Annotated in this window: 16 protein-coding genes; 9 read left to right on the forward strand and 7 right to left on the reverse strand. The window is 68.3% G+C overall.

Translation table 11 applies throughout. From position 1 onward, the window contains the following. Positions 1-19 precede the first annotated feature (19 nt). From HD597_RS66980 to HD597_RS34530, 3 genes are all read left to right on the forward strand, one after another. Positions 20-334, forward strand: coding sequence for a transposase (locus HD597_RS66980; RefSeq protein ID WP_372513438.1), 315 nt, complete (start codon positions 20-22; stop codon positions 332-334). Continuing rightward, the gene (locus tag HD597_RS66985; RefSeq protein WP_372513633.1) at positions 309-512 is read left to right on the forward strand and encodes a type I-E CRISPR-associated protein Cas6/Cse3/CasE; all 204 of its coding nucleotides are present in this window, start codon (positions 309-311) and stop codon (positions 510-512) included. The genes HD597_RS66980 and HD597_RS66985 overlap by 26 nt, the downstream gene beginning before the upstream one ends. A 417-nt stretch (positions 513-929) precedes the next feature. Beyond that, positions 930-1,744, forward strand: a protein-coding gene (locus tag HD597_RS34530; protein WP_372513317.1) for an IS5 family transposase whose coding sequence is annotated in 2 segments (ribosomal slippage) — positions 930-1,284 and positions 1,284-1,744 — 816 coding nt in all. Because the reading frame shifts where the segments join, the coding sequence is not laid out codon by codon here. On the opposite strand, the gene HD597_RS34535 is transcribed toward HD597_RS34530, so the two are convergent. The 3 genes from HD597_RS34535 to HD597_RS34545 all read right to left on the reverse strand — a co-directional run bounded on the left by HD597_RS34535 (position 1,728) and on the right by HD597_RS34545 (position 4,922). Beyond that, entirely contained in the window at positions 1,728-2,456 is a 729-nt protein-coding gene (locus HD597_RS34535) for a DUF6461 domain-containing protein (protein ID WP_253747445.1), read from the reverse strand. The two genes, HD597_RS34530 and HD597_RS34535, sit on opposite strands and share 17 nt — an antisense overlap. A 54-nt stretch (positions 2,457-2,510) precedes the next feature. Continuing rightward, positions 2,511-3,686, reverse strand: coding sequence for a NucA/NucB deoxyribonuclease domain-containing protein (locus HD597_RS34540; protein ID WP_253747447.1), 1,176 nt, complete (start codon positions 3,684-3,686; stop codon positions 2,511-2,513). A 192-nt stretch (positions 3,687-3,878) separates the two neighbouring features. Beyond that, the gene (locus tag HD597_RS34545; protein ID WP_253747449.1) at positions 3,879-4,922 is read right to left on the reverse strand and encodes an integrase core domain-containing protein; all 1,044 of its coding nucleotides are present in this window, start codon (positions 4,920-4,922) and stop codon (positions 3,879-3,881) included. A 264-nt stretch (positions 4,923-5,186) separates the two neighbouring features. Here HD597_RS34545 and HD597_RS34550 point away from each other — a divergent pair, with 264 nt between their 5' ends. The 4 genes from HD597_RS34550 (at position 5,187) to HD597_RS34565 (ending at position 7,501) form a co-directional block, all read left to right on the forward strand. Then, positions 5,187-5,561 (forward strand): GntR family transcriptional regulator, encoded by a 375-nt coding sequence (locus tag HD597_RS34550; protein WP_253747452.1) that lies wholly within the window; start codon positions 5,187-5,189, stop codon positions 5,559-5,561. After that, entirely contained in the window at positions 5,558-6,463 is a 906-nt protein-coding gene (locus tag HD597_RS34555) for an ATP-binding cassette domain-containing protein (protein ID WP_253747454.1), read from the forward strand. Before HD597_RS34550 ends, HD597_RS34555 begins: the two co-directional genes overlap by 4 nt. Next, positions 6,460-7,155, forward strand: coding sequence for a hypothetical protein (locus HD597_RS34560; RefSeq protein WP_253747456.1), 696 nt, complete (start codon positions 6,460-6,462; stop codon positions 7,153-7,155). Before HD597_RS34555 ends, HD597_RS34560 begins: the two co-directional genes overlap by 4 nt. 112 nt (positions 7,156-7,267) lie before the next feature. Next, complete coding sequence (locus HD597_RS34565; RefSeq protein WP_253747458.1) at positions 7,268-7,501, forward strand: hypothetical protein; 234 nt, start codon at positions 7,268-7,270, stop codon at positions 7,499-7,501. An 89-nt stretch (positions 7,502-7,590) separates the two neighbouring features. Here HD597_RS34565 and HD597_RS66990 read toward each other — a convergent pair whose 3' ends face one another. Beyond that, positions 7,591-8,001, reverse strand: a complete 411-nt coding sequence (locus tag HD597_RS66990) for a DUF4158 domain-containing protein (RefSeq protein ID WP_372513634.1) — start codon at positions 7,999-8,001, stop codon at positions 7,591-7,593. Between the two features lie 443 nt (positions 8,002-8,444). Here HD597_RS66990 and HD597_RS34575 point away from each other — a divergent pair, with 443 nt between their 5' ends. After that, positions 8,445-9,329 carry a helix-turn-helix domain-containing protein gene (locus tag HD597_RS34575; protein ID WP_253747460.1) on the forward strand — a complete coding sequence of 295 codons (885 nt, stop codon included), beginning with the start codon at positions 8,445-8,447 and terminating at the stop codon, positions 9,327-9,329. 34 nt (positions 9,330-9,363) lie between these two features. Then, entirely contained in the window at positions 9,364-9,606 is a 243-nt protein-coding gene (locus HD597_RS66995; RefSeq protein WP_372513439.1) for a hypothetical protein, read from the forward strand. A 131-nt stretch (positions 9,607-9,737) separates the two neighbouring features. On the opposite strand, the gene HD597_RS34580 is transcribed toward HD597_RS66995, so the two are convergent. The 3 genes from HD597_RS34580 to HD597_RS34590 form a co-directional block, all read right to left on the reverse strand. Then, positions 9,738-12,383 carry a tetratricopeptide repeat protein gene (locus HD597_RS34580; protein ID WP_253747462.1) on the reverse strand — a complete coding sequence of 882 codons (2,646 nt, stop codon included), beginning with the start codon at positions 12,381-12,383 and terminating at the stop codon, positions 9,738-9,740. Continuing rightward, entirely contained in the window at positions 12,380-12,838 is a 459-nt protein-coding gene (locus HD597_RS34585) for a hypothetical protein (RefSeq protein WP_253747464.1), read from the reverse strand. Before HD597_RS34585 ends, HD597_RS34580 begins: the two co-directional genes overlap by 4 nt. Before the next feature lie 294 nt (positions 12,839-13,132). Beyond that, positions 13,133-15,184, reverse strand: a complete 2,052-nt coding sequence (locus HD597_RS34590) for a tetratricopeptide repeat protein (RefSeq protein ID WP_253747466.1) — start codon at positions 15,182-15,184, stop codon at positions 13,133-13,135. Positions 15,185-15,681: the final 497 nt, after the last annotated feature.

A 15,681-nucleotide genomic window follows, 5' to 3' on the forward strand; every position in this document is an offset into this window, starting at 1 on the left:
CGAGAAGACCGCCGATGGCATGAAGGACTACTCGGATGAGTTCAAGGCCGATGCCGTGGCCTTGAACGAGTCCACCCCCGGCGCGACCTACATAGGCATCGCCGCCGACCTGGGCGTAAGCCGGGGCACCCTGCGCACGTGGGTGCTGCAATCATTTAGCACTGTCCCATCGCGGACCAGCACTTCGGCTGGTTCCTGTCGCACCGTGCGGAATGGGGTTCGACGTCCCGCCCGCGCGAACCGACCCGCCTATTCCGGCCTGGCCTCTCCGACGACGCACAGTCGCCTCGACTCGGGGGTACGCATCACTGCCCGTACGCCGTTTCTACGGTGAGAAGGCCGGTGGCAAGCCGGTCGTCCTGCACACCGCCACCTTGGAGAGCCGGCTGGGCATCATCGACGCAGCCGCGTTCACCAAACGACTCCTTCGCGGCATCGGCCCGGCCAAGTCCAATGACTATGACCGAGGCCTGTTCACTCTCGCACCCTGCCGAGCCCGGGAGCGGAGATGACGATCGACATTTGATGGAGGGCCCATCCCCCGACCTGCGCCGCATCGCTGGCTGCGTCTCCAGCGTCTACGGGGAACGCAGCCATATCGATCACGATGAACACCGTCGTCATCAACAAGCACGACATCGTCCGCGTCCAGGATCGGACGTGCCGACCGGCCGGGCGATCCCTTCGACACCGATGACGAGCTCAACCGCCTGCCATCGGGCGCCACCTCGTCTTGTACGGCATCTACCAGGCCGTCATCGTCGGTCTCGGCGCCAGGCCCGGCCTGGGCATCATCCAAACCGGTTCGGCGCCGACCATCACAACCGATGGGGGATGGTGAGCCGCGGATGCGACCCGCTTAGAGCGCCTAACAGAATGATCTTTGTTGTGCTTTGATCTCTCGCTGTAGCCGAGCGGGAGGAGAGCGGGTGGCCAGGCTGAAGCCGTGGGAGGTCAGCGACGAGCTGTGGGCGGTGATCGAGCCGTTGTTGCCGCAGCGTCAGCGGCGGTTCCGGCATCCGGGACGCAAGCGGCTGGATGACCGGCTGGCGCTGCAGGGCATCTTGTTCGTGCTGCACACCGGGATCGCTTGGGAGCACCTGCCGCAGGAACTCGGCTACGGCTCGGGCATGACGTGCTGGCGGCGGCTGGCCGAGTGGAACGCCTCCGGCGTGTGGCAGCGGCTGCACGAGATACTGCTCGATCGGCTGCGGGCCGCCGACGTGCTCGACTTCTCCCGCGCCGCGGTGGACTCCTCGCAGATCAGAGCGTTAAAAGGGGGGCGCAGACCGGCCCATCCCCGGTCGATCGAGGGCGGGCCGGCAGCAAGCACCACCTGATCACCGACGCCACCGGCATCCCGTTGGCCGTCATCTTGACCGGCGCCAACCGCAACGACGTCACCCAACTGCGCCCGCTGCTGGAGGCCATCCCGAAGGTGCGCGGCAAGCGCGGCCGGCCTCGCCAGCGTCCCGACGTGGTGCTCGCCGACCGCGGCTACGACCACGACAAGTACCGCGCCCTGGTGCGCGAGCTGCAGATCCGCCCGCTGATCGCCCGACGCGGCACCGAACACGGCTCCGGCCTGGGCAAACAGCGATGGGTCGTCGAGCAGACCTTCGCCCTGCTGCACGCCTTCCGCCGCCTGCGCATCCGCTGGGAAGTCCGCGCCGACATCCACGAAGCCTTCCTCAAGCTGGCCTGCGCACTTATCTGCTGGCGGCGCCTCACTTCATTGCGTTAGGCGCTCTAAGCCACGCCTCGTCGATCTCCCTGCCGGTGAGCCGCCCGGCCAGGGTCAAGGCCGAGGTGACGCAGGTGGCCAAGGACGGGTAGTATCCGTTCAGGGACAACTCGTAAAAATCGCCGAACGCCTCCGGCACCGGTTGCTCACCTTCGCCATCCCCCACCGAGTATCCATTCTCCTCCATCCAGGCTGACCATTCCCCGAAGGCCAGCCATTCCGGCGAAAGCTCTGGATCCGTCATCCAGCTCGTGTCGTCGATATCGAACATCAGGCCCTCGGTCAGCGAGTCGAGGGCGTCCGGGGCGTTTCCGTACCGCTCGCCGGGAACGGTGACGCTGAACAGGGTGGTGTAGTACCCATCCGACACGTACCTCAGATCACGTAAGCCATTCAGCCCCCATCCCATACTGACCGCTCGTCCTCCATGAGCCGACAGTTCGCTCAGGGCGCCGCTGCACCCGTATCCCCGGAACTCGATGATCTGCAGCCAGTCGTCGGTAAGCCGATCGGCCCAGATCACCGTTGCGTCGTGGACGTTGAACACCTCGTCCGCCAGTTCGTTTCTGTCGCAACGGCGCGCCTGCCGGAAGTCGGCACCCACGCGCTGCGCCAGTTCGTCGAGTTCCAGCCTATCGACCCAAACCGCGCTGAATTCCGTGGCGAGTGCGTAACTGTGCAACCGGTGCCACAGATACTCTGACCGTCGCATGTCGCGCCTTTCATACGGAGGCCGCCGGGCTGGAGGCCCGGCGGCCAGCTTTCGCTAGTTGATCAGAAGCCAATAAGGGTCGCCGGACCGGACACGGTACCGCGAGAAGAAGATGTTGAGTTCCGAGCCCGCCAGCTGATTCTGCTTGGCATTGATCGCCTTGACAGAGAAGTTGCCCCAGCCGTTGTTCTCATGAACATAGGCTCCTCCTTCCTTGGAAGACGCGAACGGGAACTCATCGCAGTCCTCGACCTTGTCCTCGTCCGTTACGCCGTTCTTCGGCCGCGGCCTGTCGTCGAAGAACTCGTCGCACACGGCATTCTTCGCGGCGAGGTTGGCTGCGTACGTCTCGGTCGGTCTGCCGTTGACCTCGGTCGTGATGCGGTGCAACGCCTCGCGTGCCGGCGTCTCCCGCGGTTGGCCGTTGGCCGCATAACCCCACTGCCCTGGAACGATTTTGCCCGCCTTGAGCGGCACGGTGCTGGCCGGGTTCGTCCATGCCTGGTGGATATGCTGAGGTACCGCCCCGATATCGGGATCGTGGGTGTACATCTTGTAGATGCGGCTCGTGCCCTTGATGATGCACGCGCCGGTGTTCTCCCACATGGGCAGACTGTCGCACATCATGACGGGCGAATTCGCCCGTTTGGCCATGGATTCCGAAGTGGCGCCCGACACCGCACCAGGCGGCCCCCACAAGGCGACCGATTGCTTTTTACCCGTATGAGGGGTGGGGTCGTCGAACGTGATCCATGGACGAACGGTGCAACTGCTCACCCTCGCAGCCTGCGACCGGAGGAGGAACTCGTCCCGCCCGTCGGCTACCCACTGGGAGATGCTATTGCTCCGCTTCAGCGAGTTGTTGTAGCCCGACCCGGAAGTGAGCGTGCAGGCGTTCGTGCCGCCCTGTACGTCCACCTGCAGGCTCAGCACCCGGTCCAGGTCGTCGTCGTCGAACTTGCCATCGCACCCAGTCAGCAGGCACTCGAACCAGCCGAGCGCCCCATCATCGGCGCCGCCATCGAGATCGTCGATCTTCGTGAAAACCTTGATGTCGCGCGGATGCTGGCCCCCACCGATGATCCCGGTACCACTGCGGTTGCCGAGGTAGGTGTGGATCACGACCGTGGCGTCGAAGTGCAACTGACCGTCCACCGTTGGCGACGCGGTCTTCTTTTGCGTCGTCCCGTTCTGGCCCTTGGTGGTCGTCACTTTCCAGTCGTACATCATGAAGTAGGAGTGGCGGCTCCAGCATGCACTGTATGGCGTGGCCTGATCCCAGGCACGTACTTTGATCCCGGTTCCGGTGCGTTCATCGCGCTTCTGCTCACAGGCTTCGAGGGAGATGTGATCGTAGGTGAACGTCGCGGGAGTCCGCAGGCTGTGCCGCTCGAATATTGAGTTACGTGGTCTGAGCTGCGGTTAAGCGGCGTGGTGGTATTCGTTGATCGTGCCTGTGGCGACGGGTTTTCGGCGGATGGATCGTAGGTCGGTCAGGTCGCGGGCGGGCTGCGATGCGATGTCCGGGGGACGCTGTTGCCGTGACTGGTGCGGCCGGTGCCCGTTGTAGTGGATCAGATATTCGCCGAGCACGAGTACCAGGTGACGTTCGTTGAGGATCAGGATGCGGTCCAGGAGTTCGCGGCGTAGGGTGCCGATGACGCGCTCGCAGATGGCGTTCATCCTCGGCGTCCGCGGCAGGGTGGTGATGTCCCGCAGCCCTTCGGCGGTGAAGACCTCCCGGAAGGCGGAGGTGAAGAGAGGATCCCGGTCGTGGATCACGAACCGCAGCCCGGATATGCGATCGCCCAGGTCCATCACGAGATTGCGAGCCTGCTGCACCGTCCATGCCCCGGTTGGGTGCGCGGTCACTCCGGCAAGGTGCAGTCTCCGGGTGCCGTGCTCGATGAAGACCAGCACGTACAACCGTTTGAGCAGCATGGTCTCGACCACCAGGAAGTCACACGCGATGATCGCGTGGGCCTGGGCGGCCAGGAACTGCCGCCAGCTCGGCCCCGCCCGGCGGGGCACCGGGTCGATACCGGCCGTGTGCAGGATCTCCCACACCGTGGAGGCTGCGATCGGGTAACCCAGGCGAGCCAACTCGCCTGGGATCCTCCTGTGCCCCCAGGTCGGGTTCTCCCGCGCCATCCGCACAATCAGTGCCTTGACTGGTCGGCGGGTGCATGGCCGTCCAGGGCGCCGCCTGTCGGTGAAGGTCCACTTACGCGCTACCAGGTTGCGATGCCAGCGTAAGATCGTCGCCGGCGTGACCGGGTACGTCTCCGCCCACCGGCGGCGGCGAACCAGCCTCGACAACGCTGTGAGCCAGAGCCGGTCGACGTGTCCCCACCGCGGCCGGTCACCGAGCTGACGACGCAGCACCTGATTCTCATGACGGAGCACCAGCAGCTCAACGTCCTTGGATAGATCGGAGCGGACCAGCACCGCCAGCAGGCCGAACAAGCACCTCACCAACCGGTAGACAAGCGACAACAACACCTTGCGATGGTCGCAGCCGTCGCTCTGATCACGCAGCAAAACCCCAGCTCACAGCATGAAACCGTGTTTTCGAGCGGGACAGGCACATCTGGTGCACGGTGGCGAACAGTCGCTCGATCTTTCCACGGCCGCGCGGCTGGCCGGGCAGAGAAAAACATTGACAGCCGCGACGCAAGGTTGCATGGTTAGCTACACCTGTAGCTAACCAGTTGGGCGGCTAAGCCAACGATGGACGACGACCGACCGATCTACCTTCAGATCGCCGAGCTGATCGAGAACTCGATCATCGACGGGTCGCTGGCAGAGGAGGCCCAGGTCCCGTCCACCAACGAGCTTGCCGCCTTTCACCGGATCAACCCGGCCACCGCGGCCAAGGGCGTCAACCAACTCGTGTCGGAGGGAACGCTCTACAAGCGACGCGGCATCGGCATGTTCGTCGCCGGTGGCGCCCGGGCCAGGCTGCGCGAGCGGCGACGGGAACGGTTCGCCGAACAGTACGTGGAACCCCTGCTCGCCGAGGCGCGCAAGCTCGGCATCGGCCACGACGAGCTGATGAAGATGATCGATTCATTCGGTGCGGTTGTCGGGAGGGACCTGGGATGACGGCGGTGGTAACCGCACACGGGGTGACCAAGCGCTTTGGTGACGTCACGGCGCTCGACGACGTGACCTTCGCGCTGGCCGAGCACACGATCTACGGCCTGCTCGGGCGCAACGGGGCGGGCAAGACCACCCTGATGCAGATCCTCACCGGGCAGGCGTTCGCGTCGTCGGGGAACGTGTCGGTCTTCGACGCGCCACCGGTGGAGAACCCGGCCGTCCTGTCGAAGGTCTGTTTCGTCCGGGAGAGCCAGCGCTACCCCCACGTCTACACCGTGCGCCACGTCTTTCGCACCGCACGCCGGCTGTTTGCGAACTGGGACGACACGTTCGCGCACGGCCTCGCCGCGGACTTCCAGCTACCGGCCGGGCGGCTGGTCCGCAGGCTCTCGCGGGGCATGCTGTCGGCCCTCGGCGTGACCGTCGGGCTGGCCGCGCGGGCGCCCCTGACGTTCTTCGACGAGCCGTACCTCGGGCTCGACGCGGCCGCCCGGCAGCTTTTCTACGACCGCCTGCTCGCCGACTACGCCGGGCATCCCCGCACCGTGGTGCTGTCCACCCATCTCATCGACGAGGTGAGCGATCTGGTCGAGCGGGTGCTGCTCATCGACCGTGGCCGGCTGCTGCTCGATGAGGACGCCGACGACCTGCGCGGGCGGGCCGTGGCGGCCACCGGACCGGCGGAGGCCGTGGACGGGTTCGCCGCCGGACGCACCGAGTTGCACCGCGAGCGGTTGAGCGGCCTGGTCCGGTCGACCATCCTCGATGGGCTCGGACCGCACGCGAAGGCGCTCGCGCAGGCGCTGAACGTCGAGCTGGAGCCGCTGTCGTTGCAGCAACTCGTGGTCCGCCTGACCGTGCCGCCGACGACAACGGGGCCGGCGGACCGGGAGGCCGCCCGATGAACCGCATCCGTCAGGTGGCTCGTCTCCAGATGCCGGCCTGGCCGCAGATCCTGGGCTGGACCTGGGGCATGACGGCCGTCGCGTTCGGCATCAACCTGTTGAGCGTCATGGCGAACCACGACCCGGGCGACGGCGTGACGAACACCGGTGGCCTGGTCAGCCTGTGCGGCGTCGCGATCGGGATGGCCACCGTCTCGGTCACCCAGATCTTCCCGTACGCGCTGGGCATGAGCGTGACCCGCCGGGAGTTCTACCTGGCCTGGTCGCTGCTCGCGGTCGTCCAGTCGGTGCTCTACGCGCTGGTGCTCTGCCTGCTGGGCGCCGTGGAACAGGCCACCGGCTACTGGGGGTGGGGGATGCGCTTCTTCGGCCTGCCGTTCATGGATGACGCCCACCCGGTGCTGCTCCTGCTCGGGTACGCGGTACCCATGCTGGTCGTGACCCACCTCGGGATCCTGCTCGGCACGGTGCACCTGCGCTGGGGCACCACCGGCGTCCTCGCCAGCCTCACCCTGGCCTTCACAGCGCTCGGGCTGGCCGCCGCGCTGATCACGTGGACCCGGCGATGGCACGCGATCGGCCGCTGGTTGCTCGACCAGTCCCCCACGGCACTGCTCGCCGGCTGGCCGGTCCTGGTGGCCGCCGCGTTCGCGGTCGGCGGGTACAGGCTCATCCGCCGTGCCACGGCGTAGGCGCGGCGGGCACTCGGCCGCTCCGGACACCGGACAACGCGAACACCAACATCCGCCGTGATGGGCCGCCAGATTGTCAGCCCTGTCCGCCCACGTCCTCAGGAGAGATGCAATGACGAGCAACAACACGCCCCCGCCCGCCCCAGGTCTCGGGATCTGGGAAAATCTCGGGATCTGGATCGCCTTCGGCGCTGCCTTCGGCCTCCTCGTCGGCGTCGTCGTCGGAGGCTTTTTCGACAACCTCGCTTACGGTGTCGCGCTAGGTTCGTCCTTCGGTCCGGCCCTGGGCATAACCGCCTGGGCCGTCTTCATCGCGCCGCGAAGGAATACCCGCCGCGACTCCTGAACCGTCGAACCCGAGTATCGGCTACGGGGTCGCAGGCGCCACCGGGAAGTCCAGAAAGCAACGCAACGGCGCTGGCGATGGTGGCCGCGTCAGATGATCGCGCCCCGGCGGGCCGAGATCTGGTGGCGGTCGAGTTGGATCAGCAGCCGGCGCGGAGCGCGCCACCACCATGGCGATGTGGTATCGGTACAGCTTGGTCGAACCGACGCCAGGCCAAGCGGCGCTTGGCGCGCATGTACTCGGCGATGTCGTCGAACGGGTACCACTCGATGACCAGGTTGGCGGGGATCTCGAAGCCGGCGGCCTGGGCGCCCGCAGGACGCGTCCAGCCGCCCGGCCACCACCTGGAAGAACCCCGTGCTCACCGCCGCGCGGATCGACGAGGCCATCGCGTCCAGCGTGGTGTAGCCCGGCAACTCGCACCGGGCGCGAACCAACTCCTCCAACGCCACGTTGATCAGATCGGCCGGGTTGTCCTTGGGCTGCGCAGCCTTACGGATCGTGACGTACCGGCCAAATAATGTTGCAGATTCCCGGTCAAGGTACGTTGCAGGTCACATCGCCCATCGCGTGGAGGCTGTGCGCCTCCTGGGCTGCCTCCCGCGCACGGCCGCTGCCTTGATGAGCGCTGGCCCGGCGTCGGTGGCCTCGCCGTTCTCGCGCATGGGGCCCGCGCCGCTCGACCGCCGCCGGCGGCTGTTGCGCGGCAGTGGACCCTGCCAGCGCGGGGTCTTGGCAGAAGTTTCGAAACTCAGGCGGTGGCGCCGCCGGGCCGGATTCAATGGCGGAGGAAGCCGTCCCCGCAGCCCCCCTCCAGTGTCTGCGGGGCCGGCTCTCCCCTGCGTTCACCTTTGCTGAGAAGGCGGTGACCTGGAAGGATCTGGCGTTCCAGGGAACAGCTTTCCCGGGAACTTTGGCCGCGCGAGTGCCATCATGGGCGGACATGGACGGCGGTGTGATCTCCTCCCCGCGCGGGCCGTTGGCCGATTTCCTGACCGCCCGGCGCACGGTGGTCACCGCGGCCGACCATGGCCTGCCCGAACCGGGCTATCCCCGCCGGGTCGCCGGGCTGCGGCGTGAGGAAGTGGCCCAGCTGGCCGGCATCAGCACCGACTACTACAGCCGTCTGGAACAGGGCCGTGTCCGGACCGCCTCCCGCACGGTCCTGGCCGCCATCGCCCGCGCCCTGCTGCTGAACGACGACCAGCAGCGGCACCTGTTCCAGCTCGCCCGCCCCTGCGCCGGCGAGCAGTCCGGCGAGAGCCGGCAGCGCATCACCACGCCAACAGCCCGGTTGCTGGCCAACCTCATCGACACCCCTGCCCTGGTGTTCGGCCGCTACCTCGACATCCTGGCCTGGAACCGGCTCGCCGCCGCCCTGCTCGGCGACCTGGCCGCCATGCCACCCAAGCACCGGAACTATGTCCGCATGATCTTCCTCGACGACCACGTCCGCGCCCTGCAAACCGACTGGCCCGCCCGCGCCCGCGAAGCCGTCTCCAGCCTGCGCATGGCCGCCGGCGCCTACCCCGACCAGCCCCGCCTGCAAGAACTCGTCGGCGAACTGTCCGTCCGCGACACCGACTTCCGCACCTGGTGGAGCCGGCACCTGGTCACCCTGAACCCGTTCGGCCACAACACCGTCCACCATCCCGCCGCCGGCCGCTTCAGCCTGGACTGGCAGGTCCTGACCAGCGTGGACGACCAGGAACAGGCCATCGTGCTCATGACCACGCCACCCGGCGGCCCCGATCACACCGCCCTCCAGCGCCTCGATGGCTGGGCCGCCGAACAGGACCTGCAGCCCAGCCATCCCGCCCCGCACTAACACCTCCTCGGAGAAGGTTGCCGATCGGGAGCGGATGCTGGGCGGCGATCACCCCGACACCTTGGCCTCGCGCGACAATCTCGCCTGCGTCTACCGGTCGGTGGGGGATCTGGGGCGGGCCGTCCCGCTGTTTGAGGCGACGCTGGCCGCTGCGAGCGGGTGCTGGGCAGTGGCCACTCCCATGGCGCGTATTGTCAGAGGGAATCTAGAGGCCGCCGTCTCCGAGACCGTTCCTCAGCGAGCCCGTGGATGGCGGCGGCTGTTTCGTCAGCGATGACGAACCGCTCACTGGTCTTGCAGGAGACCAGCCAGCGGCCTTCATTTAACGATCGTTCAATGAAGCCGACCTTCCTTCCACTTCACGATGAGGGGTACTTCCCCCGCCTCGGGAATACTCGCCTCGGCCCTTCAACGCCACGGTGTGGCTGCGGCAGCCGCCTGAAGATTTCTCCGTACGGTACGAGTAACGGGATGGTCGACACTGAGCACCCGCTCGCAGTCGGCCAGCGTGGCCTCGTACAGCGGGATCGCCCTGCCCAGGTCCCCCGCCGACTCATAGGCGCCTGCGAGGTTGTTGCGGGAGGTCAGCGTGGAAGGGTGGCTGGCGCCCAGGACCCGCTGGCAGTCGGCCAGCGTGCTTTCGTACAGCGGGATGGCCCGGCCTAGATCGCCCGCCGCGTGGTAGGCGTGGGCGAGGCTGTTGCGGGAGGTCAGGGTGTCGGGGTGGTCGGCGTCCAGCACCCGTTCGCAGTCGGCCAGCGCCCGCTCGTACATGGGGATGGCCCGGCCCAGGTCCCCCGCTGCCTGGTAGGCGCTGGCGAGGTTGTGGCGGGAGGTCAGGGTGTCGGGGTGGTCGGCGTCCAGCACCCGCTCCCGGGCGGCCAGCGTCGCCTCGAACAGCGGGATCGCTCGCTCCAGGTCCCCGGCCGCCTGGTAGGCGCCGGCGAGGTGGTTGCGCAAGGACAGGGTGGAGGGATGGTCGGCGCCCAGCACCCGCTCGCAGTCAGCCAGGGCTGCCTCGAACAGCGGGATGGCCCGGCCCAGGTCCCCCGCCGTCCGGTAGGCGTGGGCGAGGTTGCTGCGGGAGGCAAGAGTGTTGGGGTGGTCGGCGCCCAGCACCCGCTCGTAGTCGGCCAGCGTGCTTTCGTACAGCGGGATGGCCCGGCCCAGACTCCCCGCCGCCTGGTAGGCGTGGGCGAGGTTGTTGCGGGTGGCCAGGGTGGAGGGGTGGTCGGCGCCCAGCACCCGCTCGCAGTCGGCCAGCGCCCGCTCGTACATGGGGATGGCCTGGCCCAGGCCCCCCGCCGCGCGGTAGGCGCCGGCGAGGTCGTTACGGCAGGTCAGCGTGGAGGGGTGGTCGGCGCCCAGCACCCGCTCCCGATCGGCGAGGGTGGCCTCGTACAGCGGGATGGCCCGGCCCAGACTCCCCGCCGCCTGGTAGGCGCCGGCGAGGTTGCCTCGGGAGGTCAGCGTGGAGGGGTGGTCGGTGCCCAGCATCCGCTCGCAGTCGGCCACGGCTGCCTCGAACAGCGGGATGGCCCGGCCCAGGTCCCCCGCCGTCCGGTAGGTGCCGGCGAGGTTGTTGCGGGTGGCCAGGGTGGAGGGGTGGTCGGCGCCCAGCACCCGCTCGCAGTCGGCCAGCGTCACCTCGAACAAGGCGATAGCGCGGGTGAGGTCGGCCAGGTCGTATAGATACCGGCCGCACCAGCCGCGCAGAGTCAGCAGCTCGGTGGGCAGGTCGCCACCGGTGAGGGCCCTGTGATAGACGGTGTTGGTCTGGTCGATCAGCGTCTCGACCTGGGCGCGGGCCGCCCAGCTGCCGGCACCAGAGGGCAGGGTGGCGTTGAAGGCATGGAGCAGGCCGATGGCCTGGGCGAGGACGGCTGACAGGTGGCCGTGGTGGGTGGCGCGTTCGCGCAGCACGCGTTGCACCAGGCGGTGCATCAGGACGGTGGCGCCGTCCTCGCTGAAGGAGATCAAGCAGGTATCGGCCAGGGCGGCGAGCGTTTCCCGCAGGTGCACCGGGTGGCTCCCGGCCTTGCTCCCGGCCGACAGCACCGTCAGGGGGATGCCCGCCGGCGACAGCACCGAGAGCATTGCCAGCAGGTGCGGGGCCGAGGGCAGGGCCGCCTCCGCCTGGGTGATCGACAGCATGATGGCCTGAGCGATGCCGGCCGGGTAGGCGTCGCCGTCGTGGGCGGGCAGGTAGTCGCCCATGGGGAAGGCGTGCAGCAGATCGAGGTAGCCGGGGTAGTCCAGATGCAGGCGGGCGATCGCGGCGGCGGCCTGGGCCAGCGCCAGCGGCAGGTATCCCAGCTCCGTGGCGAGTTCGGCGGCGCCGCCGGAGTCGTCCAGGCCGGTGCGCCGGTGCAGGAAAGCCTGCGCCTGGTCGGGGGTGAACACGCCGACCTCCAGGGGCTGGTAGGAGCGCAGGAAGGCGCGGTTGCGGGTGGTGATGAGCACGCGGGTGGCGCCGGTCGCCGGGCACCAGCGGCGCACCACGGCGACGTCGATGGCGTTGTCGAAGACCAGCAGTGCGGGCCAGGTGGTGGCGGCCAGCCAGGATCTGGCCCGGGCCGCGGCTGTGGCGGCGTCGTCGTCGGGCCGGCGTTCGCCGAGCCGCTCGGCCAAGGCGGCCAGCCCGGTCACGATCTGGTCGGTGCTCTCTGCGGCGATCCAGGCGATCACCGGCCAGCGGGCGGCCTGGCAGGCCCAGGCGTAGGAGGCGGCCAGAAGGGTCTTGCCTACCCCGGGAGTGCCGGCCAGCGCGCAGATTACCGCCGCTCCGCCGTCAGCGCTTTCCTGCCCGTCCGGCTCTAGCCCGCCCAGCAGGTCGATCAGCCGCTGGCGCAGCTGCGGGCGCGGCTGGAAGCCTGGCGGGCGTTGCGGGATGTCGCCCTCGACGATCTGGCCCGGTTCCGGCCGGGGCGGGTAGTGGTGGTTGATGGTCTGGTCACCGGCCGCCTGATACACGTGTCCCTGCCCTGAGGCGGTGGCGTCCATCTGGACGGGCGGCTGCCGCTGTGGGGAATCAGCCGCTGGAGGCGTGGTCATCGTTCGTTGATGGTCTGGTCGCCGCCGGCCTGATACACCCGTCCCTGTCCGGAGGCGGTGCCCTCCATCCGCACATGGCGCGCGCCTTCACCGGTCGAGATGATGCCGGAGTTGCCGCCGCCGAGGGCGACCGCCCTGTCGCCGGAGGCGGAGACCGCCGGCGGCGTGTCCTGGACAGCCTGTGCCGGGACGGGTTCGGCACGCAGCTGCGCCCGCAAGGCCACCACCGCAACCACCAGGGCGGCCGCCCCCAGCGCCATGCCGGTGAACATGCCGGCCACGCTGGCCCGCTGATCCAGCACCTGCAACACCTTGTCGGGCAGGTGCAGCGGATCGGCGAAGAACCACACCAGCACGGCCACCAGACAGACCGTCAGCACAACGAGCGCGACGATCGCCACGACCCGCCACAGCCGTGCACTTGCCGCTCGCTTGTCTCCAGACGTCTTCGACATGCCTCCAGAGTGCTCCAGAACCGGTACGGGCGAGATCCATAGTGACGAACGCGTTACCTGTCCACTTCCGGCCTCAAATCGGACGCCAGCATTTCCGCATGAACGCTTCTCGAAGCATGTCCCGAAGTCGTTTGCACGGTTGTCCTGCCGGCCTCTTCGTGGCGCAGATGGCGTCGGTATCGAGAGCTTTGAGAACGTGTGCTTCGGCGGGCGCCCCGAGCGGGGCCCCAGAGCAGTCGCGGGGCCAGGTGGGGCAGGTCTTTCAGAAACGATCGTTGAAAGAAGAACCATCACTCACCAGCCGGCTCCCTCCCCTCCGCCTTCTCCGTCCAGCGGGCGAGGTTGTGCCGGGTGATCAAAGTGTTGAGATGTTCGACGCCGAGCACGCGCTCTTGGATGGGGAGCAGGGCGGCGTACTGGTCGCGGGCGGCGGTCGCGTCCCCCGCCACACCCGTCCAGTAGATGAGGTTGGCCCGGGCCCTCAGGGTCTCGGCGTGTTCGACGCCCAGGACTCGCTCGCGGATGAGGGAGCAGGGCAGCGAATTGGTCACGGGCGGCGGCCGCGTCCCCCGCTCTTCCTGTCCAGTAGGCGAGTTGGTGCCTGACGGCCAAGGTACCCGGGTGCTCGGCGCCTTGGACGCTCTCGCGGATGGGGAGCAGGGCAGCGAGTTGGTCACGGGCGGCGGCCGCGTCCCCCGCTCTTCCTGTCCAGTAGGCGAGTTGGTGCCTGACGGCCAAGGTACCCGGGTGCTCGGCGCCTTGGACGCTCTCGCGGATGGGGAGCAGGGCGGCGAGCTGGTCGCGGGCGGTGGCCGCGTCCCCCGCCTCCCCCATCCAGACCGCGAGGTTGTGCCGGGCGGTCAGGGTGTCGGGGTGTTCGGCGCCCAGCGTTGCCACTGCGTGGGTGCAGAGGTCCTGCTGGAGCTGGACGGCAGTGCTGTAGTCACCGCTGGCACCGAGGTAGGCAGCCAGCCGGCGTAGGCCGGGAGAGCCGGGCGGGAGCACGCTGAGGGCGTGCGGGAGAAGCGCTCGATAGGCGGGCCAGTCATCGATCGTGTCCGGATCGTCGGGGAGGGCGTCCAGGATCAGCTCCGCAGCGACCTGGTGGTTGTGGTCGCGCTGGTCGGGGGTGAGCTGGTGCAGGGTGACGGCCTGGATGAGCCGGTGCACGCTGACCAAATCCTCCGGCTCGCCGTGCTGGAGATCGGCGGGGCTGGGGGTGAGGGTGATCAGGCTGTAGGAGGCCAGCAGCGCCAGTGCCTCGCCGGCCTGGATCGGGTCGGTCTCGGGCAGGGTGTCCAGGACGGAGCAGGGCAGGTTGTCGGGGGCGTAGCAGGCCAGCAGGTTGAGCACGCGGATGGCCAGCGGATTGATGGCCTGGATGCGGGTGTGGCTGAGGGTGAGCACCTTGGCCACCACGCGTTCGGCGTCGCCGCCGGCGGGGGTGGCGGTGGCGTACACGCGGGCCGGAACGTTTTTCAGCAGGTCCAGATACCGGGTCAGCGTCATGCGGGGGGTGCGGGCGATGTAGGCGCCGGCCTGGGTCAGGGCCAGCGGCAGATCCCCCAGCTGCTCGGCCAGGTCCTCCAGCGCGCCGGCGTTGGCCGAATCCGGAGGGCCGATCAGCCCGGCCAGCAGGGCGATCGCGGCCGGGCGGGACAGCAGCTCCAGCCGGACGGGGGCGATGTCCAGGTGCTGCCAGCCGACGTCACGTCGGGTGGTGATCAGCACATGACCATGCGCCAGACCGGCCAGATATGGCTCGACATCGGCGACCTCCTCGACGTTGTCGAAGATGACCAGCCAGCCCGGGTGCGCGGCCAGCCAGCTCACCGCCCAGCCGGCGGCCTCTTCCACGGTCGCCTGCTCGGCGGCCACCGAGTCGATTCCGCACGTCAAGGCCTGGGCCAGGGCGGCCAGCCCGGTGCGGATGCGATCGGGGCTGTCGGCGTCGATCCACCACACCAGCTCGTAGTCCTGGCGGTGGCGGTGGGCGTACTGCAGCGCGAGCTCGCTCTTGCCGACGCCGCCCAGCCCGAGCACGGCCTGACTGATCACACCAGCTCCCGGCTTGTCCTCCAGGGCCTGGCGGAGGGCGGTCAGGGCCGCGTCGCGGCCGACGAAGGCCGCGGCCGGACGGCGCGGCAGACCGTTCAACCCTGGCGGAACCGGCACGCGCTCGGCGTGGGGAAGGGGCCGGCGCAGACCGGAAGAGTCGTGGTGGACGGACAGGTCACCGGCTGCTTGAAACACCGAGCCCTGCTCTGAGGTCCTGGCCTGCAGCTGTACGTTCCTCGCCTGGTCACCGGTGGAGGAGATGCCGGTGTTGTCGCCCGCGCTCGACATGCATCCAGAATGCTCCCCAACCGCATGCAGCCGGACTGATAGTGACGAACGCGTGACCTGCCGGGGGGCGTACCTACCTGACGTGCCTAGCCAAGGACGCCCCCACGCCCGCCGAGGGGCCTGCCGCGTGCCGCTGCTGACGGAGCGCAGGGCACCTGGTCCACCCGGCTCATCGACAGCGGGGCATGAGAAGGGGGGCCCGCTGTTGCAGCAGCAGACCCCCATGCCTCCAACATCCCCTGCCTGCCCAGACAAAAGCGACATTAAAGGTCTTTTCCTAAGAGTAAGGCACATAGACGGGAAAGTCCCTTTTGCCGGCACGTTCTCCCTCATTGACCTCGCCTCTTAAGTCATTGTGGGGGTCCAAGTACGCGCTCCCCGGAAGGCCGGGCACCTTGGAGCGGACCTGAACAGAATCGAACGCGTCCGGAGGTGACGGGACGGCGGCGAGCGCCGTCGGACGGTCCGGGATTCGCGACGCTTCCCGTTCGAACGTA

The sequence above is a fragment of the Nonomuraea thailandensis genome (genome assembly GCF_024172165.1).
Taxonomy (GTDB): Bacteria; Actinomycetota; Actinomycetes; order Streptosporangiales; family Streptosporangiaceae; genus Nonomuraea; species Nonomuraea thailandensis.